Origin of the sequence: Haloarcula sp. KBTZ06 (assembly GCF_048595605.1) — an archaeon.
GTDB classification, from domain to species: Archaea; Halobacteriota; Halobacteria; order Halobacteriales; family Haloarculaceae; genus Haloarcula; species Haloarcula hispanica.
In genome coordinates this window covers 1,693,691-1,717,721 of the sequence record NZ_CP184337.1, presented here as the reverse complement: position 1 = coordinate 1,717,721, position 24,031 = coordinate 1,693,691, and the positions used below count along the sequence as shown (strand labels likewise).

The 24,031-nt window shown below is 62.2% G+C and carries 20 protein-coding genes; 10 read left to right on the top strand and 10 right to left on the bottom strand.

The window, feature by feature from the left end; all coding sequences use genetic code 11:
- Positions 1-16 precede the first annotated feature (16 nt).
- Positions 17-322 (top strand): hypothetical protein, encoded by a 306-nt coding sequence (locus ACNO8S_RS08880; protein WP_004516266.1) that lies wholly within the window; start codon positions 17-19, stop codon positions 320-322.
- Positions 323-331: 9 nt separating this feature from the next.
- Here ACNO8S_RS08880 and ACNO8S_RS08875 read toward each other — a convergent pair whose 3' ends face one another.
- On the bottom strand, positions 332-2,899 hold the full coding sequence (locus tag ACNO8S_RS08875) for a DUF7527 domain-containing protein (RefSeq protein ID WP_151103505.1): 2,568 nt from the start codon (positions 2,897-2,899) through the stop codon (positions 332-334).
- A gap of 89 nt (positions 2,900-2,988) precedes the next feature.
- Between ACNO8S_RS08875 and ACNO8S_RS08870 the strand changes: the two genes are divergently transcribed.
- The 5 genes from ACNO8S_RS08870 (at position 2,989) to ACNO8S_RS08850 (ending at position 7,697) form a co-directional block, all read left to right on the top strand.
- Positions 2,989-3,384, top strand: coding sequence for a DUF7541 family protein (locus ACNO8S_RS08870; protein WP_014040656.1), 396 nt, complete (start codon positions 2,989-2,991; stop codon positions 3,382-3,384).
- A gap of 63 nt (positions 3,385-3,447) precedes the next feature.
- Positions 3,448-3,699, top strand: a complete 252-nt coding sequence (locus tag ACNO8S_RS08865) for a DUF6684 family protein (protein ID WP_008313331.1) — start codon at positions 3,448-3,450, stop codon at positions 3,697-3,699.
- 169 nt (positions 3,700-3,868) lie between these two features.
- Entirely contained in the window at positions 3,869-5,653 is a 1,785-nt protein-coding gene (locus ACNO8S_RS08860) for a cytochrome c oxidase subunit I (protein WP_014040655.1), read from the top strand.
- A gap of 216 nt (positions 5,654-5,869) precedes the next feature.
- On the top strand, positions 5,870-6,139 hold the full coding sequence (locus ACNO8S_RS08855) for a DUF7520 family protein (RefSeq protein WP_146417178.1): 270 nt from the start codon (positions 5,870-5,872) through the stop codon (positions 6,137-6,139).
- Between the two features lie 151 nt (positions 6,140-6,290).
- Positions 6,291-7,697 (top strand): HTTM domain-containing protein, encoded by a 1,407-nt coding sequence (locus ACNO8S_RS08850; protein WP_420181803.1) that lies wholly within the window; start codon positions 6,291-6,293, stop codon positions 7,695-7,697.
- 75 nt (positions 7,698-7,772) lie between these two features.
- On the opposite strand, the gene ACNO8S_RS08845 is transcribed toward ACNO8S_RS08850, so the two are convergent.
- The 6 genes from ACNO8S_RS08845 to ACNO8S_RS08820 all read right to left on the bottom strand — a co-directional run bounded on the left by ACNO8S_RS08845 (position 7,773) and on the right by ACNO8S_RS08820 (position 15,489).
- Entirely contained in the window at positions 7,773-9,476 is a 1,704-nt protein-coding gene (locus tag ACNO8S_RS08845; protein ID WP_151103504.1) for a methylmalonyl-CoA mutase family protein, read from the bottom strand.
- 74 nt (positions 9,477-9,550) lie between these two features.
- Entirely contained in the window at positions 9,551-10,342 is a 792-nt protein-coding gene (locus tag ACNO8S_RS08840; RefSeq protein WP_008313337.1) for a CBS domain-containing protein, read from the bottom strand.
- Between the two features lie 38 nt (positions 10,343-10,380).
- Positions 10,381-12,099 carry a DHH family phosphoesterase gene (locus ACNO8S_RS08835; protein WP_420181802.1) on the bottom strand — a complete coding sequence of 573 codons (1,719 nt, stop codon included), beginning with the start codon at positions 12,097-12,099 and terminating at the stop codon, positions 10,381-10,383.
- Positions 12,100-12,134: 35 nt separating this feature from the next.
- Positions 12,135-12,563 carry an HTH-type transcriptional regulator LrpA1 gene (gene lrpA1, locus ACNO8S_RS08830; protein ID WP_004591923.1) on the bottom strand — a complete coding sequence of 143 codons (429 nt, stop codon included), beginning with the start codon at positions 12,561-12,563 and terminating at the stop codon, positions 12,135-12,137.
- Positions 12,564-12,648: 85 nt separating this feature from the next.
- Positions 12,649-13,587: a thiamine pyrophosphate-dependent enzyme gene (locus tag ACNO8S_RS08825; RefSeq protein WP_008313341.1), complete on the bottom strand. Its 939-nt coding sequence runs from the start codon at positions 13,585-13,587 to the stop codon at positions 12,649-12,651.
- Between the two features lie 3 nt (positions 13,588-13,590).
- Positions 13,591-15,489, bottom strand: coding sequence for a 2-oxoacid:acceptor oxidoreductase subunit alpha (locus ACNO8S_RS08820; protein ID WP_014040648.1), 1,899 nt, complete (start codon positions 15,487-15,489; stop codon positions 13,591-13,593).
- 268 nt (positions 15,490-15,757) lie between these two features.
- On the opposite strand from ACNO8S_RS08820, the gene ACNO8S_RS08815 reads away from it, so the two are divergent.
- A complete protein-coding gene (locus tag ACNO8S_RS08815; protein WP_064287445.1) occupies positions 15,758-16,477 on the top strand; it encodes a DICT sensory domain-containing protein in 720 nt (239 codons plus the stop codon).
- Between the two features lie 66 nt (positions 16,478-16,543).
- Positions 16,544-16,726, top strand: coding sequence for a hypothetical protein (locus ACNO8S_RS08810; RefSeq protein ID WP_420181801.1), 183 nt, complete (start codon positions 16,544-16,546; stop codon positions 16,724-16,726).
- 18 nt (positions 16,727-16,744) lie between these two features.
- Here the strand turns inward: ACNO8S_RS08810 and ACNO8S_RS08805 are convergent, their stop codons facing one another.
- The gene (locus tag ACNO8S_RS08805; protein WP_129755279.1) at positions 16,745-17,542 is read right to left on the bottom strand and encodes an N-acyl homoserine lactonase family protein; all 798 of its coding nucleotides are present in this window, start codon (positions 17,540-17,542) and stop codon (positions 16,745-16,747) included.
- Positions 17,543-18,159: 617 nt separating this feature from the next.
- On the opposite strand from ACNO8S_RS08805, the gene ACNO8S_RS08800 reads away from it, so the two are divergent.
- Positions 18,160-19,488 (top strand): Cdc6/Cdc18 family protein, encoded by a 1,329-nt coding sequence (locus tag ACNO8S_RS08800; RefSeq protein ID WP_008313351.1) that lies wholly within the window; start codon positions 18,160-18,162, stop codon positions 19,486-19,488.
- Between the two features lie 724 nt (positions 19,489-20,212).
- Here the strand turns inward: ACNO8S_RS08800 and ACNO8S_RS08795 are convergent.
- The gene (locus ACNO8S_RS08795; protein WP_008313353.1) at positions 20,213-21,367 is read right to left on the bottom strand and encodes an acyl-CoA dehydrogenase family protein; all 1,155 of its coding nucleotides are present in this window, start codon (positions 21,365-21,367) and stop codon (positions 20,213-20,215) included.
- Between the two features lie 126 nt (positions 21,368-21,493).
- Here ACNO8S_RS08795 and ACNO8S_RS08790 point away from each other — a divergent pair, with 126 nt between their 5' ends.
- A complete protein-coding gene (locus ACNO8S_RS08790) occupies positions 21,494-22,267 on the top strand; it encodes a DUF6517 family protein (RefSeq protein ID WP_014040644.1) in 774 nt (257 codons plus the stop codon).
- Positions 22,268-22,300: 33 nt separating this feature from the next.
- Here ACNO8S_RS08790 and ACNO8S_RS08785 read toward each other — a convergent pair whose 3' ends face one another.
- Positions 22,301-23,953, bottom strand: coding sequence for a long-chain fatty acid--CoA ligase (locus tag ACNO8S_RS08785; protein WP_050036696.1), 1,653 nt, complete (start codon positions 23,951-23,953; stop codon positions 22,301-22,303).
- Between the last annotated feature and the right edge of the window lie 78 nt (positions 23,954-24,031).

Below are 24,031 nucleotides of genomic sequence, written 5' to 3'. Positions count from 1 at the left end.
CAAGTTAACAATTGCCATGATAGACAGGCTTGAAAAGGAAGTTGACATGCTGGAGCGCCACTTGCAGGTGCTTCGCATGGTTATCGAGAACGAGCCTATCGGTATCGTGAAGATGTCCAACGAAACCGGCTACCCGCACCACAAGGTGCGGTACTCCCTGCGCGTTCTCGAAGAGGAGAACCTCATCGAGCCCTCCAGCCAGGGTGCGATCACGACCGAACAGACCGGTGAGTTCGTCGACGACTTAGACGAGAAGGTCGACGAGATCATCGACAAGCTCGAAGGTATGAAGATCGAAGACGCGGCCGAAATCGAAGGCTAAGCTTCTTTCTCAGAGTTCCGGGACCGCCAGGTGGAACTCCTGGTTTCTCGCTTCTAACAGACAGAGGTGAAAGCCCTCCTTGCGCGAGAGGTTCACGAAGCTCTTCCGCTTATCGCGGTTGAACAGCCCACTGGAAGTGGCTTCTTCGGCGGTTTCGAGCGCCCCCGGCTCGAAGAAGCTGCTCGTGACGAGAAACGCCGACGCAAGCGATCCGGAGGCGTTGCCGACCCGTTCAGCGTTCCGGATGAGGTCCGACATCTGACCCTCGGAGGCCGGCTCACGCGAGTCGTTGATGTTGGCGACGACCAGCGGGTTCCCCATCCGGTCGCGGACGACGACGTCGAACCGCTCCTGCGAGCGGTTCTCCTGGCCGTCCTCCGTGTAGGTCACCGTGACGTTGCCGTTCAGTTCGGCGCGGTCGATAGCCGGAAGGCCCTCGTAGAGGTCCTTCATCGCTCCCGCGTGGCCGGTGTCCCGAATCTCGTAGAGGAGGTTCCGGATGAGCCAGTTGACGAAGCGGTACTGGATGCTGTCTTCGAGGAACTCCTCGAAGGGCGTCCCGTTGACCGTGGCGCCCTCGGCCTCGAACTGCGTGTGGTACTCCAGCCTGAGGTTCGCCTCGACTTCCTCGCGACTCGCCTCGCCGTCCTTGGCTTCCTCCAGCGTCGCTTTGCCCTTCGAGTCGTACCTGACGAAGAGGTTCGTCCCGTTTATCGCCTCGCCGACGCTGAGCCGGGTGCCACCCGCAGCGGTGTCGTCCTGCTCGTCGAGTTGTTCCTCCAGTCGGTCGATCTCGGCCCGTGCGTCGGCTAGCTCCGACTCCAGGCGGTCGCGCTCGTCCCGGAGTTCCTGGTTCGTGGCTTCCAGATCTGTGAGTTCGGATTCGAGTTCCGACACCGTCTCGGCCCGCTGTTCCAGTTCGGACTCCAGTTCCGCGACGCGCTCCTGCTCGTGCGGTGTCGGCTCTTCGTCGGCAGGCGACTGGCGCTGGTCCTCTGTCGAAGGCTGGGTCTTGGGCGTCTCGGCCGGCTGTGGGTCTTTCACAGGTGTGCTACGGCTCTCCTGTGCCGGTGCTGGTCCCTGCACACTGGATTCGGTCGACGGTGCCGAGTCGTCCTGTGCTGGCTGGTCACGTCGCGGGGTCGATGCCTGTTGCCCACCTTTCGGTGGCGTCTGGGTGGGGGACACGCTGGTTGTCATGCTTTCCCGAGCACCCCCGGATTTGTTCGGGTCCAGCGACGGGACCGAGCGCGTCTCCAGGTCCGTGGTTGACCCGCCAGAACCGGCGTCCGGCGTCGACGTTGCCGCTCCAGTCCCGGTTTGTGCCTTGGACGGCCGTGACTCGGTGCTCTGGTTCGGTTTCGCGTCGGTCGGTTCGGCGCGACGGTCCGTCGAAGCCGTCTGGTCGCTCTGTGCCGGGGCGTTCCGAGCACTCGCCTGCTGGGATTCCTGCGTTTGTGACGGGTCCGTCGCCGGGCGATTCGGTTCGGTCTCCCCGGCAGTCTCACGCACTCTGGTCTCCCGTTCGACGGCGTCGTTGTCGGGTTCCGTCCGTGTCGCGGCGTCGTTGTTCGGTTCCGTCCGTGTCGCGGTGTCAGTATCTGTCGCCGCCCGGTCGGTCGCTCCGCTGTCTGACCGGCTGTCCGCATTCGGCTTCTCGTCCACGCTCGATTGCTCGTCCGACTCAGAACTGCGGCGGGACCGGCCCGGAGTCGCGCCGGCGGCTTTCGACCCCGGCGGGCCGCTGCTTGCAGGGCCGCGGTCCGGTGTCGACTCTGCTGCGGTCTGGGCCTGTTCAGCCTCGTCGGTTCCACCGGCTTCGGTATCTCCGACGGGGTCCGGGGATGGGTCCGCCAGTTCATCGCTGGCGTCGTCCTGTGGTGTCGGTTCGTCCGGTGCTGCCGTCTCTGTCGGCGTGCTATCCACTGCACCCTCGTCGGTGGGTACGTCGGCGACAGCCGTCTCGTCGCCAGCGTCGAGCGGATCGACGCCGGCGGCCGCCGGGTCCGCTGACTGCTCGTCCGCCGCGGATTCCGGCGGTTCCGGAATCTCGATCGGCTCGATGTCGACCGGCATGACCTCGTAGATGCCGACCTCGTCGTTGGCCGTCTCGAACGCCTCGTCGTCGGTGATGAGATTGTCTGAGTTCCCGACCCACGCCACGCTCATCGAGCGGCCCTGGTGGTAGACAGTGTAGTAGTCCCCCGAGAGGACGTTTTCTGAAAGTTCGATAAAGCCCGTAAAGTTGCCGCTCGACAGGGTTTGATCGACGTCTGCAAGCGCGGTGTCTTCGGTGTAGTATTGCGCTTTCACCTCGTCGGCCCGCTCCTGCATCACTGCAAGCAGGGGCAAGGCCTCGTGGGGTGATCGCTTGGCTGTTCCCGACGCGTCCTCGAAGTCCTCGATAGTGCCGTCGAGGACGCCGACGACGGTCCCGTTCAACATGAACAGGCGCGTCGGACCCGTGATGACCGCGCCGGAGAACTCCTGCCCGGCGAGGTCTTGCAGGCCCGCGAACCCGCCGTCGAACGGAACCGACTCCCAGCCGTCGACCCGTTCGACCGTGCGTGTACTCATTACTCCCACCAAGCCGGATGGCAGACAAATAGTTTGTGCCCACGGGCGCGGTCCGATGGACATATGTCGATTCGAGTGTAAGTGCGTGTATGGCAGAGGAGCCGGGACTAAGCGACCAGTATCCGACTGCGAGCCCGTGGCCGCTGTTCGTCGCACTGGGATTAGCACTGTCAGAGATCGGCGTGTTCGTCGGACTCTTTCCGGTAGCCGTCTTCGGACTGATACTGTTCGGCGGCAGTATCGCCGGTATCCTCACGGAGTCCGGGTACGTGGAACGGCCGTGGCCGACCCTGCTGGGCGTGGGAGTGGTTCTTATCGTCCTCGCCGCCGCGTTTGCGCTCTGGCAGGTCCCGGTCGCCGATATCGCGCTCTCGAACGTCGGGACCGGGCCACTCCTCACTCGGCTGGTGGCCGTCGCCGCGGCGGGCACCGTGATGATCGCGATGGGTGGCGTCGCCTCGATAATGGAACAGACCGCGGCCTGAGACGGGTACCCGCCCGGTTCGGAAACCAACACTCTATTTACCGACCTGTTCTAACGGACAGGCATGGCACTGTTCGGGTTCGAAAAAGACACCCTGCTCGACCTCACTGTGAACGTTATCCCGCTCGGGATCCTCCTCTTCTTCATCGTCGCGTTCGCCGCGTTCCCGGCATTCGGAACGGATCCCGTCTTCTCCGGAATGCAGTTCGCACTGATCATCTCGATGTTCCTGCTGCTCGCTGTCCTGACCTACTACGCGGGGAAGGCCGTCGAGAACGCTGAGAAGGAGAGCGGCGAACTCGGCCACGAAGACTGATCTGACAGTTCCAGACAAACCGTTTCGAAGGCCGACCGCGGTCGCCACCGGATGACAGTGCGAGGTGGTCCCTCCTTTCTGCGGTTTCACCGCCGGATGGAAGCCGTGTTTTATGATCGTTGCTGCAGGAATCGACCCTTTGATAATGTCCCAGTCCTGAAGGACGACTATGGTAGCAGGAGATATTGTGCTGACGGGGCTGATGGCCGTCCTCCTCGTCGGCGTCGCCGCGCTTCTCACCCGTGTCGAGAACTGGCGTTCGTATACGCCGCTCGCGGGTGGCGGGGCCGTCACGGGTGACGAGGCAGCGGTCATCAACCGTGAGAAACCCGCAGGTATCATTCGCTGGCTAACAACCGTCGACCACAAAGACATCGGTCTGTTGTACGGGGTGTACGCGGTCATCGCATTCGCCGTGGGCGGCATCATGGCGATGCTCATCCGCCTCCAGCTCGTCACGCCCGCCGGGGCCATCCTCGGCAACAACGCCTACAACTCCATCCTGACGAGTCACGGCATCACGATGCTGTTCCTGTTCGGGACGCCCATCATCGCGGCGTTCGCGAACTACTTCATCCCCCTGCTCATCGGGGCTGACGACATGGCGTTCCCGCGTATCAACGCCATCGCGTTCTGGCTGCTTCCGCCGGCGGCCCTGCTTATCTGGGCCGGATTCTTCCTCGCGCCGGTAACCGAGAACATGATCGAGCCGGCTCGTACGGCTTGGACGATGTACACGCCGCTGTCGGTCGAGCAGGCGAACCCCGGCGTCGACCTGATGCTGCTGGGACTGCACCTCTCGGGCGTTGCAGCGACGATGGGGGCGATCAACTTCATCGCGACCATCTTCACGGAGCGCAACGAGGAGGTCAACTGGGCGAACCTCGACATCTTCTCGTGGACGATCCTCACCCAGTCCGCGCTCATCCTGTTCGCGTTCCCGCTGCTGGGGAGCGCCATCGTCATGCTCCTCCTGGACCGGAACCTCTCGACGACGTTCTTCGCCGTCGAGGGTGGCGGCCCGCTGCTGTGGCAGCACCTGTTCTGGTTCTTCGGCCACCCCGAGGTGTACATCCTCGTCCTGCCGCCGATGGGACTGGTCAGCCTCATCCTGCCGAAGTTCTCCGGCCGAAAACTGTTCGGCTTCAAGTTCGTCGTCTACTCGACGCTCGCCATCGGGGTCCTCTCCTTTGGCGTCTGGGCCCACCACATGTTCTCGACGGGTATGGACCCGCGGCTCCGGGCCTCATTCATGGCTGTCTCGTTGGCTATCGCGATACCGAGCGCAGTCAAGACGTTCAACTGGATCACGACGATGTGGAACGGCCGCCTGCGCCTGACGACGCCGATGCTGTTCTGTATCGGCTTCGTCTCGAACTTCATCATCGGCGGTGTGACTGGCGTGTTCCTCGCCTCCATTCCCGTCGACCTGATTCTGCACGACACCTACTACGTCGTCGGGCACTTCCACTACATCGTGATGGGTGCCATCGGCTTCGCGGCCTTCGCCGGCATCTACTACTGGTTCCCGATATTCACCGGGCGGATGTACCAGCGCACCCTCGGCAAGGCCCACTTCTGGTTCTCGATGGTCGGGACCAACATCACGTTCTTCGCGATGCTTGCGCTCGGCTATCTGGGGATGCCGCGCCGGTACGCCACCTACCAGTTTGATGGCGCTATCGCGCCGCTGACGCAGGTCAGCACCTTCCACCAGGCGGCGACGGTGGGCGCACTCATCCTGTTCATCGGCCAGCTGTTCTTCGTCTGGAACATCGTCCAGTCCTGGCTCGAAGGCCCGAAAGTCGAGGACGGCGACCCGTGGAACCTCGAACGCGACGGCATGCTAGACCGTGAGTTCCAGTGGTTCGACGAGCAACTCGAAGCCGAAGCACCGGAGAAGGACCCGTCGCTGCTCGCTGACGGCGGCCAGGAAGAACAAGACGACTCGTAAGCGGCCGAATTCTGTTTTCGTCTACTTTTTGTCGTTCGCAGCCACGCCCGAACTGACAGTGCCTGTTAGCTCGCGCCGGAGACGAGTACCATGGCCGTCACGAACATCATGAGCGCGATTCCGGTCAGGACGAGAAACAACAGTTCCTTCTGTGACATAGGATAGCTACGGCGTGGAAGTGAAAAAGGCTAATCGTCTTCGAGCCGTTGTTCACACATGAGCGAGCCAGCCGAGGCCAGGTCCGGGCAGCAAATCGTCCTTCGTCTGTACGTTGCTATTGTCGTTCTCGCGGGTGTAATGGGATTCGTTCTTGGCAGTATCCGACCGGAGGACCTCGAACCCGAACTGTTCGGTGTGATTGCGCTGCCGCCAACGCCGTTCGGCGTCGCTATCTACGGGTTCGTTACCATCGGCATCGTCCTCGGCGTGTTGCTCGGGCTCGTCGTGTACGTCTCCGAGCGAATCGACGACACGGCAGGTCCTTGAGGGTCTGTACTGGCTTCTACCCACTATCCCGTCTCGCCTTTCTCTTGCTACCTGATTCCTGCAGACCGCCAGCTTAATTTAACACGGCTAAAAATTGGCTGATGGTCACCTCCGTGACACCAAGCTGGTGTCTCGCCGCCCTCCCCCACAGATGCGCCACAAGTTTGCCCTCCGCCAGTGGCTGGTCCGCCGAATCGCTATCGACCGACGTGCGCTCGCAGCGTTTCGAGTGGCACTCGGGCTATGCCTCCTCATCGACATCGGCCTTCGGTTGTCGGACGTTGTCGTGTTTTACACAGATACTGGTGCGTTCCCGCGCTCGACACTGACTGAACTGTATCCGGTCCTGGGAGGTATGTCACCGCTCACTGTCTCGGGGGCCGTCTGGCTACCGTTGGTGGCCTTCGGACTGGCGGCGCTCGCAGGACTGGCGCTGGTGGTCGGCTACCACTCTCGCCTGAGTGCGGGCGTCGCGTTCGTCCTGCTCGTATCGATACAGCTCCGGAACCCTGTCGTCCTCAACGCCGGCGATACGCTGTTTCGCCGGCTGCTGTTCTGGAGTCTCCTGCTCCCGCTCGGCTGTGCCTGGGAAGATGGGCCGCCGGACTCCGCCTCGACACGGGTCGCCACCGCCGGCACTGCGGGCATCCTCCTGCAAGTACTGGCTGTGTACGTGACGAACGGCCTCATGAAGCTTCGTGGCACGTACTGGCACCGGGGGACTGCAGTGCGGTACGTGTTCCAGCTCGACCACCTCACTGTCCGCGTTGGTGACGTGGTTGCGGGCTGGGACCCGGTGCTAGTACTGGGAAACTGGCTCTGGCTCGCTTTGCTCGTTGGGTCCCCGTTGTTGCTCATCTGGACCGGATGGTATCGGACGGCACTGGTCGCGGCGTTCGTCACCGCACACGTCTGTATGGCGTTCTCGTTTCGCCTGGGTGTGTTTCCGCTCGTCTCGATTCTCGGGCTGGTCCTGTTTCTCCCGACGCCGCTTTGGGACGGGCTCGCGAACCGCTGGCCCGCCGCTATCGAAGCGTTGCGCCCGCGGTGGCCGGATGCAGCGACAGGTCCGCCACAGATCTGGTTCCCTACGACGACGGCTTCGCTAGCGGCGCTCGGGATCGTCGCCATTGTCGTTCTCAACGCTATCGCAGTCGGCTTCGTCGCCGCACCGACAGGTACGCCGGACAGAATCGAGGACCGGAGCTGGAATATGTTCGCGCCAGACCCGCCACAGGAAACGTGGTGGTACGCGGCCCCGGCACCCCTGGAGTCCGGGAATCGGGTCGACGCGCTTACCGGGGAGCCGGTCACTCTCTCCCGGCCGCCAGAGGTGTCAGACCGGTTTCCGAACCAGCGCTGGAAGAAGTTCCTCGGGACAGCCCGTCACGAACCCAGTCTTCGACAGTCGCTCGCAACGTATCTGTGTTCCCGGTGGAATCAACGCCACGACGACGCGATGGAACGCGTGGAGTTGATTGTCCTGACCGAGTCGACCAACCTGAACGGGTCCGAATCTGTCGACCAGGAACGGCTCGGGTCGTATCAGTGTGCCTGATGCGGGTGATGATGGAAGTTGGTTGCACCTCGAAAACAGTTCTTCAAGCGACGATTGAGCGTACGCTCTGTCCAGTCAGGCGACGCTGGCCGTTTCCTGATAGCTCCCGTACTCTGCCTCGAAGACGGCCATGATCTCGCCCATCGTCGCGTAGGCTTTCACCGCGTCGATGATGACGGGCATGACGTTCCCACCGTTGGTGATCACTTGCTGCAGTTCGTCGAGCGCCGCCTCCACGGCCGCGTCATCGCGCTCTGCCTTGGCCGTCGCAAGCTTGTCCCGCTGGCGTTCCTGTACGTCCTCGTCGACGGTGAGAATCTCGGGTTCGGTATCTTCCTCGACGGTGTACTTGTTAACCCCGACCATGACTTCTTCCTCGCTCTCGACACGCTGCTGGTACTCGTAGGCGGCGTCCTGAATCTCACGCTGGAAGTAGCCGTCCTGAATCCCCTGAATGACGCCGTCACGAACAGACCCGTCGCCGAGTTCGTCCCTGATGTGGTTGATGTAGGCCATCGCCTTCTCCTCGACCTCGTCGGTCAACGACTCGATGGCGAAACTGCCGCCCATCGGGTCGACGATATCGGCGGCTCCCGACTCCTCCGCGATGATCTGCTGTGTCCGGAGGGCGACGCGAACGGCCTGCTCCGATGGGAGCGCCAGCGCTTCGTCGAAGCTGTTGGTGTGTAGGCTCTGGGTTCCGCCCAGCACACCTGCGAGGGCCTGAATCGTCACGCGGACGATGTTGTTCAGCGGTTGCTGGGCTGTCAGTGACTGCCCGGCGGTCTGGGTGTGGAACTTCAGTTGCTTGCTCGCGTCAGCCTCCGCGTCGTACCAGTCGTCCATCACGCGGGCGTAGATGCGCCGGGCCGCGCGGAACTTCGCGATCTCCTCGAACATGGAGTTGTGCGAATTGAAGAAAAAGGAGAGCTGCGGGGCGAACTCGTCGACCTCAAGCCCCCGGTTCAGGCAGTCCTCGACGTAGGCGAAGCCGTCCGCGAGGGTGAACGCGAGTTCCTGTACGGCTGTCGAGCCGGCCTCCCTGATGTGATACCCCGACACCGATATGGGCTTGAACTTCGGGGTCTCCTGACTGGCGAACTCGATGGTGTCGGTGACGAGTTTCAGCGACGGCTCCGGCGGGATGACCCACTCCTTCTGTGCGATGAACTCCTTGAACATGTCGTTCTGGAGCGTCCCGCGGATTTCCTCGCGCGGGACGCCCTGCTGGTCAGCCAGCGCGATGTACATCGCGTAGATGACGGGGGCGCTGGGGTTGATCGTGAAGGAGGTCGAGACCTCACCGAGGTCGATGCCGTCGAACAACCGCTCCATGTCCGCCAGCGTGTCGACGGCGACGCCCTCCTTGCCGACTTCGCCGTCGGCCATCACGTCGTCGGAGTCGATCCCCATCAGCGTCGGCATGTCAAAAGCCGTCGAGAGCCCGGTCTGGCCCTCGTCGATGAGATAGTGGAATCGCTCGTTGGTCTCATCGGCGGTCCCAAAGCCCGCGAACTGCCGCATGGTCCACTGCCGGCCGCGATACATCGTCGGATAGACACCGCGTGTGAACGGCTCCTCGCCGGGGAAGCCGATGTCTTCCTCGTAATCGACGTCGTCCACGTCGAGCGGCGTGTACAGCCGGTCTACGTCGAGGTTTGAGACCGTCGCGAACTGCTCCTTGCGTTCGCCGTAGGCGTCCAGTACGGGGTCCAGTGTCTCGGCTTCCCACTCGCCTTTCTGCTCGCGGATGCGCTGGAGGTCCGACTCGTCGAACATACTCCGGTGTATGTCATGATTTAGTAAGAAGGTTCGGGCAAGCTTGATGTTACCGTCAGACACACCGGCGGGGACTAATCCTGGAGTCGTTCCGTCGTCTGGACGAGCGGGTGGTGCGCGTAGTCGACGACCTCGATATCGTCGATCGACTCCAGGTCGGAGTCTGCGGCCGTCTCGGCCATCCCCAGTTCGACCGTCTCGTCGAGGACGATGACGTAAGCATCCATCTCGTCGATATCGAGCCGCGCGGCGGCTTTCACGCGGTGGTGGCCGTCAGCCAGCAGGAGGTCCCCGCCGTTGTCGATGACGACGAGCGGCTCCGCTAGCCCGCGTTCCAGTTCGTACACCCGGCCTTCGAGTTCGTCGGCGTACACCGTCGTCTGTGTCGGCGTCAGGTCGTCGAGCTCCACCTCCCGTCGACCTTCGTGTGTCGTGATGCCGTGGATGTTCTCCAGCGTCCGGCCGAGCTTGTCCACCTTGCCCGGTGTCGCCCGTTCGATCTGTGAGCGGATCACGTCGGCGTTCGAGATGATGCCGACGAGGTGGCCGGCGTCGTCGACGACCGGGAGTTTCTGGATGCCCGACCGCAGGATGACGCGCGCCGCGTCCTGAACGGCCATGTCCGGGTGCGCCACGAGGATGTCGTCGGTCATCACGCGGAACATCGGCTCGTGGTCCTCCGCGAGCAACAGGTCGCGCGCGCTGACGAACCCTTCGACGCGGCGGCCGTCTGTTACCGGAAACCCGCTGAAGTGGTCGTTGTCGGCGATACGTCGGGCGACCTCCCCGACAGTGTCGTCGAGTTCGACGGTGGCAACCTCGCGTGTCATGTAGTCTCCGACCGTCGGTCGACTCGATTCCTCCATCGGCGCGACGTTCTCGACCGACGGCAAAAAAGGCTCGCCTACGACGGTTCGCTGTCGTCGGGTTCGACGAGCGTCTCCGGGCTGTCTTCGGACGCGTCGGCCGACGCACCGTCTGACGATTCAGCCGCGTCGTCCGCCTGTTCTGGCTCGTCGCCTCCGTCTTCGTCGCCGTCTTCCAGAAACAGCACATCGCTGTTCCAGTCCGTTGCGGTGTCGTCGCTCGACCCTGCAGGCGTGTCTCCAGCCGTCGTGATGGTGTCTCCGCTGTCCCGTCTGAGCGCCGTCGACTCCGTGAACGCGGCCACGTCGTAGTCGGCGCGTGCGTAGACGCGCCCGAGCAGCCGGTGGGACCGCGACTGGATGGCGTCGAGAAACCGGTCAGAGACGATAGAGCGGACGATCTCCTCCAGCGACTCCTCGCGCTCGTCGACGGTGATCATCCCCAGGTCGATCTGTGCGCCCGCCATATCGGCGTGACCGCCCGCGGACCCGATCTGTCCGAAGGCGTCCCGCAGCGCCTCGCCGAGGTCGATATCCGCCCCGCGAGCCCGTGCAGAGGCGTAGATCGTCCCGTCGACGACGCCGTACACCATCGTCGCCTGAACGCCTTCGAGATCGAGCAGCCTGTCGGCCGCCTGCGCGAGCGCGTCACGGTCGGTTATCTCGCCAACGCCGGTCAGAAGCACCGAGCCCTCCTGTTCGCGGTTCGCGATCGCGCGGCCGATGACCGACAGCGTCTCCGGGCTCACGCTCGGGTCTTCGATGCGCTGGAGCGTCGCCATGTCGGCGTTCGTCACGAGATGCGCGGCGGCCTCGAAGTCAGCGGCGGCGACCTCCCGGCGGAAGTCCTTCGTGTCGACCTGGATGCCGAACAGCAGGCCCGTCGCGATTGGGGTCGGAATGTCGATGTTGAACCGCCGGAGATAGTCGACCAGTAACGTACTCGTCGCCCCGACGCCGCTCCGGAGATCGACGAATCGGGCTTCGATCGGGACGCGCGGCGGATGGTGGTCGATGACGATGTCGATGGGGGTCTCCGGTGGGAGCTGGTCGTTGACACCGGCTCTGGAGTGGTCGACCAGCGCGAACGCGTCGAACGCGTCCAGTTCGTCCGGGGAGTCAGCATCCAAGTTCCGGAGGTCGAAATCGAGGAGGTTGACGAACGCCCGGTTCTCCTGATGAGAAATCTCTCCGTAGTAACAGATCGTCACCTCGCAATCGGCCCGTTCAGCGAGCGCGCCGAGGGCGACAGCGCTGGCAATCGCGTCCGGGTCGGGGTTGTCGTGCGTGACGACGGCGAGGTGGTCGTCGATGTCCCGCAGTACCTGATGGAGCTGTCTGGCCCGCGTTCCTTCGTCGCCGACCGACTGGGTGACGTAGTCGGTAACGACAGACTCCGGCGTAACCAGCCGGTCCGCCACGCTATCGAGTCGGTCGCGTTGGTCCGCCGTTGCGCCGCGGCCGGCGTAGGCAAGCAGGAACACGTCGGGAAAGCAGTCACGGGCGGCCGTCGCCGCGTCGGCGTTCCGCTCGGGGTCTTCACTGGCAACGATGACGCTCTCGGGGTGAACGTCGAGGTCGGCGAGAACAGATGGATCAGTCTGGTCGGCTTCGAGTACGTTGATACCGTCCGCCCGAAGCGTTTCAGCACGGTGCTCGTCCTGGGTCACGACTGTCAGGTCACCGCGGTCGTCGCTAATCGCGTCGAGAAGGTCCGCGGCCGTCGGCCCGAGTCCGAGCACCAGCCGAGAAAGCATACCGTGCAGTCAGCGCTGGAGCGTCTAAAAACCCGTTACTTCAGCCGTTCCTGGAGAAACGACGGATGCGCGGCGGTAACGCCGTCGAGCGCGAGAATCTTGTCTTCGATGACGTCCGCCAGCGAGTCCCCGTCCATCGCTCGGACCTCCGCCATCAGCATGTGGTCGCCGCTGGACGTGTACAGTTCCTCCATCTCCGGGATCTCCTTGAGGTTCCGCGTGGCCTCGACGTAGCAATCGCTCGCGATGTCGATGCCGACAAGGGCAATCGACTGGCCTGCCAGCTTCTTCGGGTCGACATCGGCGGAGTAGCCGACGATGACGCCCTCCTCTTCGAGCTTCTGAATGTATTTCCGGACTGTCGGCTTCGATACGTCGGCTCGCTCCGCGATTTCTGCGTACGAGGCCTGTGCGTCCTCTTCAAGGACCGACAGGATTCGACGCTCCGTGGACTCGGCACTCATGGACTAATCTTTTCGGTGCATGAAAAAATATCTTCCGAACCAGAAACCCACGTTCGAGAGGGTATCTGCAGTCCGGCAGCGGACCTTACTTGTGGTGTTCGAGGAGGTTGTCGTAGGTCCGCTCCCACTCCGCGTCCTCGTCGAAGTACCGCTCTGCGAGCGGTTCGTCGGGCATCTCGCCGATCTGGCGCTTCTCCTCGCCGTAGGAGGGGCGCGCGTCCTCGACGTACATCCGACCGGTGAGCACTTCGCCCTCGTACAGACGCTCCTCGGTCTTTCGCATCATCTCGGCGGCTTCCGCGCGGTCCGAGACGTCGAAGTCGAACTCGTCGGACTGCTGGACGTCCGTGTACGGGACGTAGTGTTTCGCGTCCTTGTTCCAGGTCGGACACTGGGTCAGGAAGTCGATGTGTGCGAAGCCGTCGTGCTCGATGGCTTCAGCGATGATCTCCTTCGCCTGGTTCGGGTTGACAGCCGCGGTCCGGGCGATGTACGTCGCGCCAGCGTTGAGCTGCTGGGACAGGGGGCGGATCGGCGACTTCGCCGAGCCGTGGGGCTGTGTCTTGGACTTGTGGCCCTTCGGCGATGTCGGGGATGTCTGGCCCTTTGTCAGCCCGAAGATCTCGTTGTTGAACACGATGTACGTGATGTCGTGGTTCTCACGGGCCGTGTGGATGGTGTGGTTCCCACCGATACCGTAGCCGTCGCCGTCCCCGCCGGCCGCGATGACTTCGAGGTTGGGGTTGGCGAGCTTCGCGGCCCGGGCGACGGGCAGCGAGCGGCCGTGGATGGTGTGGAAGCCGTAGCTGTTGAAGTAGCTGTTGAGCTTCCCGGAACAGCCGATGCCGGTAAACAGCGCGACTTCGTCGGGATTCTTGCCGACTTCCGGCATGGCCTGCTTGAGCGCCTTGAGGACGCCGAAGTCACCACAGCCCGGACACCAGGTCGCCTGGGGTTCGATGCCGGGTGTGAACTCGTCGCGCTCGATCTCGCGTTCTTCGTTGATTGCTGAGAATGCACTCATTGGTTAGTCACCTGCCGCGGGGACGTACTTCATGTTGCTCGCGGCGAGTTCCTCGCCGTCGATGCTGGACTCGAACCCGTCGACGATCTCGGCGGGCTCGAATGGGTTGCCGTTGTACTTGAGGAGGCTCGACATCTTGTCGCCGTACTTGCCGAGTTCCTTCTGAGTCAGGCCGCGGAACTGGGCCGTGGCGTTCATCTCGACGACGAGCGCCTCGTCGACCGATTCGAGCCACTCGGAGACCTCCTCCTTCGGGTACGGAGCCATGTCGGAGACGCCAAGCGCCTTCACGGAATGGCCGTTCTCGTTGAGTCTGTCGACGGCCTCGAAGACGGTCCCCTGCTGGCTGCCCCACACGAGGATGCCGTAGTCGGCCTCGTCGGGTCCGTGGTAGGTCTGGTGGGACGTGTTTTCGTCCAGATCAGCACGGATGTCGTCGAGCTTGTTGAGCCGACGGTTCATCTGGGCGATACGGTTCTCGGGGTCCTCGCTGATGTGGCCCGATGGGTTGTGCTCGTTGCCCGTCGCGAGGAAGCGGCCGTCCTTCTGGCCCGGCACGGAGCGCGGGCTGACGTTCGAGCCGTCCTCGGGTTCGTGGAGGAAGCGCTGGAACTTCCCGGAGGAGTGGTGTGCGGCGTCCTGAATCTCCTCTTCGGTGAGGACCGAGCCGGGATCGGCGTTCGGTTCCTCGTCGAAGTGGCTGGCCGGGAGGTTCCGGAGTTCGCCCTGGATCTTCTGGTCGTAGATGACGATAGCCGGGATCTGGTACTCGTAGGCGATGCGGAACGCCGAGCGGGTCTGCGTGTAGCACTCGCGGATGTTCGCCGGCGCGAACACGACGCGGGCGGAGTCGCCCTGTGACGTGTACAGGACGTGTTCGAGGTCCGCCTGCTCGGGCTTGGTCGGCATCCCCGTCGAGGGGCCGGCCCGCATCGCTTCGACGAGCACGATAGGCGTCTCGGTCATCTCCGCCAGTCCGAGCGGTTCGGACATCAGCGCGAAGCCACCGCCGGATGACCCGGACATGGCTTTCACGCCGGCGTGAGACGCACCGAGGGCCAGCGCGGCGGCCGCGATCTCGTCTTCGACCTGTTCGGAGATCCCACCGAACGAGGGCAGGTGCTGTGACATGATCGTGAACACGTCGGTCCACGGAGTCATGGGGTAGCCCGAGATGAAGCGACAGCCCTCGTCGATTGCGCCGTAGGAGATGGCGTTCGAGCCCGAGAGGATGACCTGCTCCTCGTCGTGGGAGCCCTCGGGGACCTCGATGTCGTGATCGATATCGAGTTCGCTTGCGGCTTCGTAGGCGTCGTGCAGGACGTTGAGGTTCGCCTCCTGCATGTCGCCACTCATGTTCTGTTTGATGAGCTTCTCGAACTCGTCGGTGCTGATGTCGAGAATGGCCGCGGTCGCGCCGATACCGGCCGTGTTCCGCATGATCTCGCGGCCGTGCTCCTTGGCGATGCCGCGGAGGTCCATCGGGACGACGTGCCAGTTGTTCTCCTCGGCGGCCTCTTCGAGACCGATCTCGTCGACGTCTTCCTCGTCGAGCAGTCCCTCGTCGTAGAGGAGGACGCCGCCCTCGCGGAGGTCGTCGAAGTTCTCGTACAGCGGTTTCAGCTCCTCTTTGCCGTAGTAGGCCTCTTCCTGCGGGTTCCGGGCGAAGGAGTCACCCAGGGCCAGCAGGAAGTTGTAGCCGTCCCCGCGGGACTGTACTGGCTCGTCTTTCGCACGTACTTCCACGTACGTGTGGCCGCCGCGGATACGCGACGGGTAATGGCGGTGTGTGAACACGTTCAGCCCCGACCACATCAAGGCCTTCGCGAAGTTCTGGCTTGTCGAGTCGATTCCGTCACCGGAACCACCGGCGATTCGCCAGATTAGTTCGTTGTCTGTCATGGTGAAATCCTCGGCCCCAGCTCTGGTGCCGTATCATCCCGTTGGGGGGCCATGACTAAAGATTTTCCACTACATCACCACTCATTAATCGTTATCTTTCGGCTCAGGTACCTCAGATTGCCGTTTTCGAAATTGAAGTCCGTCGCTGTTGGGACACGTTCACAGGGGCGAGATATCCGTCTGGGAGACAGGTGTCAGCCAGCAATAGTAAGCCATGCAACTTCCTCCCGCAACGACTAACACAGTGACTACCGATGTATAGTCGAGGATGTCGTTAACGGAACTCATCGCTGGCGTCGAGGACCATCAGAAGACGCTGACTGTCTTCAACGCCGGGCCGACAGCGGCTGAAGACCTGCGCGAGCGCTTCGCGGACCGCAACGTCCACGTTCAGACCGAGCAGACTGAGAGCGGACGCCCGGGCGAGTTTATCACTCTCAGCGAGGACGAAGCGGTCATCGCGGCCGCGAGTCTCAATTCGTTTACCGACTCGCTTGACGAAGGCCGTCAGTACATCACGCGGGACGACAGCCCGTACGCGTCGATTCTCGACCACCTCGACGAGACGATGTTCACCTCGTGGTCTATCCAGCGGATGACGGCCGCGTCCCGCGAGATCGAGGACCGCGCGTGGCGTGTGGGACAGGGAACGCTGCACGCCGGCTTCCAGACACTGTCTACGCTTCAGGGCGAACTCGACCTCTACGAACGGCTGGGTGAGACCGACGTGGACGTTCACGCCTATGCCGTCCCTGACGTCGAGCCACCCGAGTACAGCACGTTCTCGCTGCATCTGGAACGGTCGGACGAGATCGCCGACTCGTGGTTCGTCGTGTTCGACGGCGGCGGTGACCCGACCCAGAAGTGCGCCTTGCTGGCCGAGGAGCGCGAGCCACGCGAGTTCTACGGCTTCTGGACCTACGACGAGTCGACGGTCGACTGGATCATCGACTATCTGGAGGAGACCTACGGCTATCTCGAACAGTGAGCCGCGTTCGAACCGGCCAGCGCGATCATTACTACGGCTTGCCGTCGGTTGGCATCCGCTCTTGAGATGACGAACGTGGCCGAGTCCAGAGAGTTCCGCATCGAGGAGACCGGAGAGCGCGTCAACGGTCTCGAACTGGAGTTGCACCTGTTTTTCGGCGTGTGGGCAGTCATCGAGCGCCACGAAGACCGATGGGTCGTGGCGACCGACGACAGGGAGCGCCGAACGCTTGTCGCTGTGCCGGACTAATCTCACGCCGATATCGAATCAATCCGCAGTCCCAGACACATCCTCGAACACCGCGAGGTCGTGGCCGAGCAGCACTTCAGCCCCCGTCGCCCGCTGTCGGTCGCGGCACCGCTCTAGGCTCTCCTTCCACGCGCCGTTGTTCCACAGGAGACTCGTCGCCATCGGCTGGCCCGCGTAGTTCGCCTCGACGTACGCTTCGTCGCCGACGACGAGGAGCGACTGGCCCGGCCGGTCGATGAACGCGCCCATGAGCCCGGGCGTGTGGCCGGGAAGGTGCAACAGTTCGACCCCATCGGTGAGATGATAGCTGTCGCCGTGGACGATCTCCCAGTTCAGGTCCCGGTCGAAGTCGCTGGCGAGGTAGGCGATAGAGCCGTCGTCCGTATTGGCGCTGTAGTACGCGTACGGGAGTTCTTCCCGGTGGACGTAGATCGGGACGTCTGTTCCCGCGAAGTTGTGCAAGCCGCCAGCGTGGTCCAAATGCAGGTGGCTCATCACGACGGCATCGATGTCGTCGATGCTGTAGCCCGCATCTTCGAGATCCGCCGGCAGGGCGTGCTCCTCGGCGTCAACGTGTGCGAACGCCTCGTACAGCGGCGTCGGCCAGTACCCGTCGCCGGCCTCCGGATGCGAGCCAGTGTCCCAGAGGATAGTCATCTCGGGCGTCTCTACGATGAGGTTCCACACGACGTACGTTTCGTACTCGTGTTCCGGGTCGCGGTCCGAGGCCGTCGCGACGCTGTGGCCGTCGACGACGAAGTTTCGATCAGCCTGTACGCGGCCCCGGTCGACGAACGTCACTGTAAGGTCGTCCATACGGTGTCTACGGGCTGTCAGAAAGTAAAGAGCGGTGCCGTGCGCGTGGGGAGCAGGCTAGTTCGCTATATCATCCATCGTTCGCTGTGGCAGGGATTGCAGGCTATATCGATGCCGAGAGACCTTTATAACGAAATGTCGGTGGAAAAGCGGGACCCACACACACCACCCTGCAAGTGTTCTCGGTGTTTGCAGGGGTGGAGGTGGGGAGGGGGAGGGTCCCACTGCATACTTAAAGAAGCGGTAGGCTGTTCGATTCTACTGAGAGTAAATGATCAGAAGACTATTCGTATATGCAGATATGAGTGCTCTGAAGCACTTGTAGCTTGAATTCTATGGAGGTGGACGTTCGATGGTGAATATGATTTATTGCCTTTACCATAAAATATATAATAGTATTACTAGTTCTAGATACGGTCCAGAACGAGACAGTCGAGAATCGCAGGACTCAAGTGTTCTAGATGAAGGGTCGGTGCAGCAGACTGTTCGTGGCTGTTTTCCAGAGGGATCGAAGAAACACTTGCAGGGTGGTGTGTGACTGTTCGGCGTGAAAACACTTGAAACACTTGTACGGTGGTCACTGGTTTTATATAGAGTCACTCAAAAGGTGGCGTACGATGGTCGACGTGAACGAGAACCCGTTCGATGGGACTGACGCGATCTTCGAACGAAAGCAACCGCTGAAAAAAGACACGTTCACGCCGGATACGATCTTTCACCGCGACGAGGAGATCGAGTTCTACATCAACGCGCTTCAGGACGTCATCGTCGGCCACGACCCCAACAACGTCTTCGTCTACGGCCCAACGGGGGTCGGAAAGACTGCCGTTACGAAGTGGGTACGGGACAAACTCGAAGAGAAGGCCGAGGCCGAGGACATCCCACTCACCGTTGTCGGTCCGATAAACTGCCGGAACTACCGGTCGGCGTACGCCCTGGTCAACACACTCGTCAACGAGTTCCGAGATCCGGAGAACCAACTCCCCGAGAGCGGCTACAGCACTGACAGCGTCTTCGAGTTCCTCTACGAGGAGATCGAAGCCGTGGGTGGGAACGTCCTCATCATCCTGGACGAGATCGACAACATTCCAGCGGACGCGCGGAACGACTTCCTGTATGAACTGCCGCGGGCCGAAGCGAACGAGAACACGCCGATCACCGATGCGAAGGTCGGACTCATCGGGATTTCGAACGACCTCAAGTTCGTCGACGTGCTGGAACCCAAAGTGAAATCGACGCTCGGGGAGCGAGAGATCAAGTTCGGTCCGTACGACGCAACGGAACTCCGAGACATTCTCGGCTACTACGCCGACATTGCGTTCCGAGAGGACGTGCTCGGCGAAGATGTCGTCCCGCTGGCGGCGGCCTTCTCGGCGCAGGAACGGGGCGACGTTCGGCAGGGACTCCGAATCCTCGAAAAGGCCGGAGAGTACGCGCGGATGGAGGGCGCGGACGGTGTGACAGAAGCACATACGCGACGGGCGACAGACACTATCGAAACCGACGAACTGCTGGATTACTTCGAGCACGACCTGAGTTCACAGCAGGCGCTGACGTACCTCGCGACGACGCTTGCGCTCATCGAACCGAAACACGAGGCGTCGACAAAGCGGATTTACAACCTCTACTCCTCGATTGCGGAGTCGAGTGGCCGCCGCGTGAAATCCGAACGCAAGATCTACGAGTTCCTCGACCAGCTTTCCATGCAAGGGCTAGTCCGCTCGGCCGAACGCAACCTCGGTCGCAAGGGTGGGCGCAAGTACATCTACGAGGTCACCGACGACGCGACCGATATCATCAACGCCGCGCTCCAGTCGTCCTACAGCGATGCCGTGCCGAGCAACGTCAACGGGATACTCGAACACTATCTGGAAGACGAGGCCACCGAGTTTGAGGCACCGGACACGACCGACGACGAGCAACAGAACCTCTGGCAGTTCACGTAGCCAGCGTATTTGCTCCCCTCCCCCCACCGACTCACATGGCAGAACACTTGCACGGTGGTGTGTGTGTGTTCAGTGGCAGTCCCTCTATTGTACAGTCCAGAACAGTTGCAGGGTGGTGTGTGTGTGTGCCAACAGTAGACCGTGAACCCGGAGTGCTACCGAGCGATTATGTGGCAGTTACCCTCCACTGCAGTGTGTAGAACACTTGCAGACCGGTGTGTCCGTCCGTTTCCACCACAGCCTCCCGGTATTCCGTTTCGAAAACACTTGCAGGGTGGTGTCAACACCGATTCGCCGGGAAAACCGCTCAAAACGGGCTTTCCTGAACACTTGCAGGGTGGTGTTCCCGTGGGCTCTCGTCTGTCTCTCCCAGTGCGGGAAACACTTGCACGGTGGTGTTAGAGTGGCGCATCGGAACTCCGAACAACGTCTCAAAAACACTTGCAGGGTGGTGTTTTCGGGAATCTCAGACGCTCGCGCACCCCCGCACGACGCATACCCCCGTGCGAACACTTGCAGGGTGGGGTGTGAACACCTGTCCACTGTTCTGGTCCAGTTGTAGTCGTACTGGAAACACTTGCAGGGTGGTGATAGAACACTTGTAGGGTGGTGTCGGATCGTTTGTATAGGGCTGTCAGAACACTCGTAGGGTGGTGTTCCAGCGAAAAATACGTCGTTTGCGACGCAATCAACCAATCGACAGTGATCGACTGAGCCCTCTCCGTTACATCGGGGCTTGCTTGTAGATGAGGTTCCGCTGGATGTCGTTGGCCCCTTCGTAGATGACCGGAATGCGCACGTCGCGGTAAACGCGAGAGATGCGGTTCTCCGTCAGCACCGACCGGCCCCCGTGTAGTTGCATTCCTTTCTCCGCACAGTCCATAGCGGCTTCGGTCGCGTTAGTCTTTGCCAATGCGGCCCAGTAACCGGCGTTCTCCTGGTTAGCGACGCGTTCGGCCGCGTGCCAGGTGAGCGTTCGGGCGGACTGGAGACCGAGTTGCATATCGGCCAGTTTGTGCTGGACCGCCTGGAACTCGTCGACGGTCTTGCCGAAGGCCTCGCGGTCGTGGACGAACTCCCAGGCCTCCTCGATGGCCGCGGCGGCGAGACCGATGCCGTGTCCGCCGACGACGACGCGGCCGTGATTGAAGAACTCGGCGAGCATGTAGAAGCCGGCTCCTTCGACGCCGATCAGGTTCTCCTCCGGAATCCGGCAGTCGTCGAGCACGATGTGAGCCTGCTTGGACGCCCGGAAGCCCATCTTCTCGGGGATGTGTTCGGCGTGGTAGCCGTCGGCGTCCGTCGGGACGATAAACATCGAGTAGTTCCCGTAGCGGTCGTTCGGGTCGTCACCGGTCTTGGCGTACAGCGTCACCCAGTCGGCCTCGACGCCGTTGCCGATCCAGTACTTTTCGCCGTTGAGCACCCACTCGTCGCCGTCCTTCTCGGCGGCTGTCGTCATCCCGGCGAGGTCGCTCCCCGTCTCTGGCTCGGAGACGGCGAGGCCGGTAAGCTGGTCGCCGGTGGCGACGGGCTCGAGGAACTCCTCTTTCTGCCAGTCTGCGCCGTGATCCTCGACGATCTCTGCCCCGAAGCTGGCGAGCTGGATCGTCAGCGCAATCCCTGCGTCGGCCTTGTACAACTCCTCCGCCATCGCAAGCATCTGCTGGAGGTCGTAGCCGCTCCCGCCCCACTCCTCGCCGATATCCTGTGCGACGAGGCCGGCCTCCCTGGCTGCTTCAAGCACATCCCAGGGATACTCCCCGGACGCGTAGTACTCACCGGCGACTGGTTCGATGTGCTCCGCAGCGAACTCCCGAGCCTCTTCCTTGACCTCGCGTGCGTGCTCCGGAACGAGTTTCTCGGATAGCAGATCCATGGGAATTATCATGGTTTGTGTACTGATATACTCCGTGGAACTCTGCAAAACACCGCCATAGTTGTTTCCCGGAAACTCCTGATAATCGGCCAGCACGCTTTTCCATGGCTGTAGCCTTCCTCGGGCATGAACCGTCGAGACTACCTGCTTGCCGGAGCCACCCTCGGAACCGCCGGGCTTGCGGGGTGTTCGTTTCTGGCCGCGGCCGAGGCACCGCCACCGGACGTTCCGAAACAGCGCCTCGAAGACGGCGGCTGGACGCGAACGGACCAGTCCTCGGAAACAGTGTTCGACCGGAGCTACGGCCCGGTTTCGGTCGAGGCCGTCTCAAGTACGGTCCAGTACGTCGACGAACAGCTACAGGAACGCGTCGCCAGTCGTACCCTCGATCAGGTCCAGACTGCGCTCTCCGTGTTTTTCGCCACCCGCGTCGACTTCAGCCCGAATCTTGACAATCTCCCGGCTGGCGTGGGCCGCAAGGAACTGCTGGCAGAAGTCAGAACGAACGCCCGCGACAGCTTCGAACAGCAGATGGAAGCCCAGGGGTTGACCGATATCGAGAAAACCGGCGAGGGAACAATCGATATCGACACCGGCGAGACAGCCGAGACGGTCGAACTGTCCGCCGTGTACCCCTTCGAGGGAATTTCGTTCGACGTGACCGAGAACGAGGCCGTCGAGATACCGGCCAGCGACATCGACATCTCGGCGATGTTCGCCGTCTGGCACCACGGCGACTTCGTCATCATTTCCGGGGGCGCGTACCCGGCACAGAACTTCGAACAGGTCGTTGAAAACGACCTGAGCGACGGCATCACGGTCACCGTCGATGTCGACCTCGGACTCCAGCCCGAAACCTATCGGACCGAAGTCCGGAATCTCGTCACTGGCGTCCAGTAACGCTACTGAGCGGCTGAAAACGCGCCAACTCCCCTATTCCGGCGCGGCGTCGTCAGGGACGCGACCTTCGACGAGCGATTCGTCGGCGTACTCGTCACGGAGCGACTTTTTGTCGAACTTTCCGGTTGCCGTCTTCGGAACCTCGTCGATGGTGACGAAGTTGTCCGGGACCCACCACTTGGGGTAGGACTCGAGGATGTACTCACGGAGTTCATCACCAAGCGTCTCCTCGTCGGCATCGGCCGTCGGAACGATCATCGCAAGTGGGCGTTCCTGCCAGCGCTCGTGCGGGACACCGATGACTGCCGCTTCGTTCACGTCGTCGTGGGCGATCAGTTCGTTTTCCAGTTCGAGCGAGGAGATCCACTCCCCGCCGCTCTTGATGACGTCTTTCGCCCGGTCGACGATCTTGATGTAGCCGTCCTCGTCGACGGACACCACGTCACCGGTCTTCAGATAGCCGTCCTCGAACTCCTGTTCGTTCGCTTCCGGCCGCTTGAAGTACTCCGTCGTCACCCACGGCCCGCGGATGTGGAGTTCGCCGAAGTCCTCCCCGTTGTGCGGGACCTCGTTGCCGTTGTCGTCGATGACACGGAACTCCAGCCCGGGTGCGATGAGTCCCTGCTTCGCCCGCTTGTCCAGTTGCGTCTGGTAGTCGGCGTCCTCCAGGTCGCTCCGCAGGGACGCCACCGCACCCACCGGGGCCGTCTCGGTCATCCCCCAGGCGTGGACGAGTTCCACGTCGCGGTCGTCGAAGAACCGGATCATCGCTTCGGGCGCAGCGCTTCCGCCGACGATGAGCCGTTCGAGCGACGAGAGGTCGACGTCGTTTTCCTTGATGTACTCCATCAGCCCCAGCCAGACGGTCGGGACGCCGGCGGTGACGGTGACGTCCTCCTCTTCGATGAGCTTCGCGAGGTCCGCCGGTTCCGGCTGTGGGCCGGGGTAGACGTGCTTGGCCCCGCCCGCAGTTGCCGAAAACGGGAGTCCCCACGCGTTGACGTGGAACATCGGGACGACGGGCATCATGACGTCGTCGTCGTCGAGTGGAATCCCCTGTGGCGACTGGATCGCCATCGTGTGGCTCCACAGCATCTGTTGGGTGTACTCGACACCTTTCGGTCGTCCGGTCGTCCCGGAGGTGTAACAGAGGCCTGCGGGCCGTTCTTCTTCCAGTTCTGGCCAGTCGTACTCCGTCGGCTGGTCGGCGATGAACGACTCGTAGGCGACGGCATCGAGGTCCGTCTCGGGGACGGACTCGCTCATCACGATGAACTGCTCGACCGTTTCGAAGGACTCGGGGTCATCGGTGGCGGCACCTTCGAGTTTCGGCAGGAGCGATTCGTCGACGAAAATGAGTTCGTCCTGTGCGTCGTTGACGATGTACTGGATGTGTTCGTCTGGCAGGAGCGGATTGATAGTGTGTAGCTGCGCACCGGTTCCCGGTACCCCGAAGTACGTCTCGAAGTGCCGGCTGTGGTTCCAGCAGAACGTCCCGAGCCGTTCGCCGTCGCCGTAGCCGGCTTCCTCGATCGCGTTCGCTAGCTGCGCCGTCCGTTCGGCGTATTCGGCGTAGTCGTGACGGACGATGCCTTCGTGGGTACGAGAGACGACTTCCGTGTCCGGATACAGTGTTTCTGCACGCCACAGGAACGGTCGTAGAGTTTGCGGGCTGCCTCCTGGCATATCATGATGCAGGGGCTCACGATACAAGAAACACTGCTAAATCTTTCATGAGGGAAAAGGAGTTCATCCGCAGTGCTC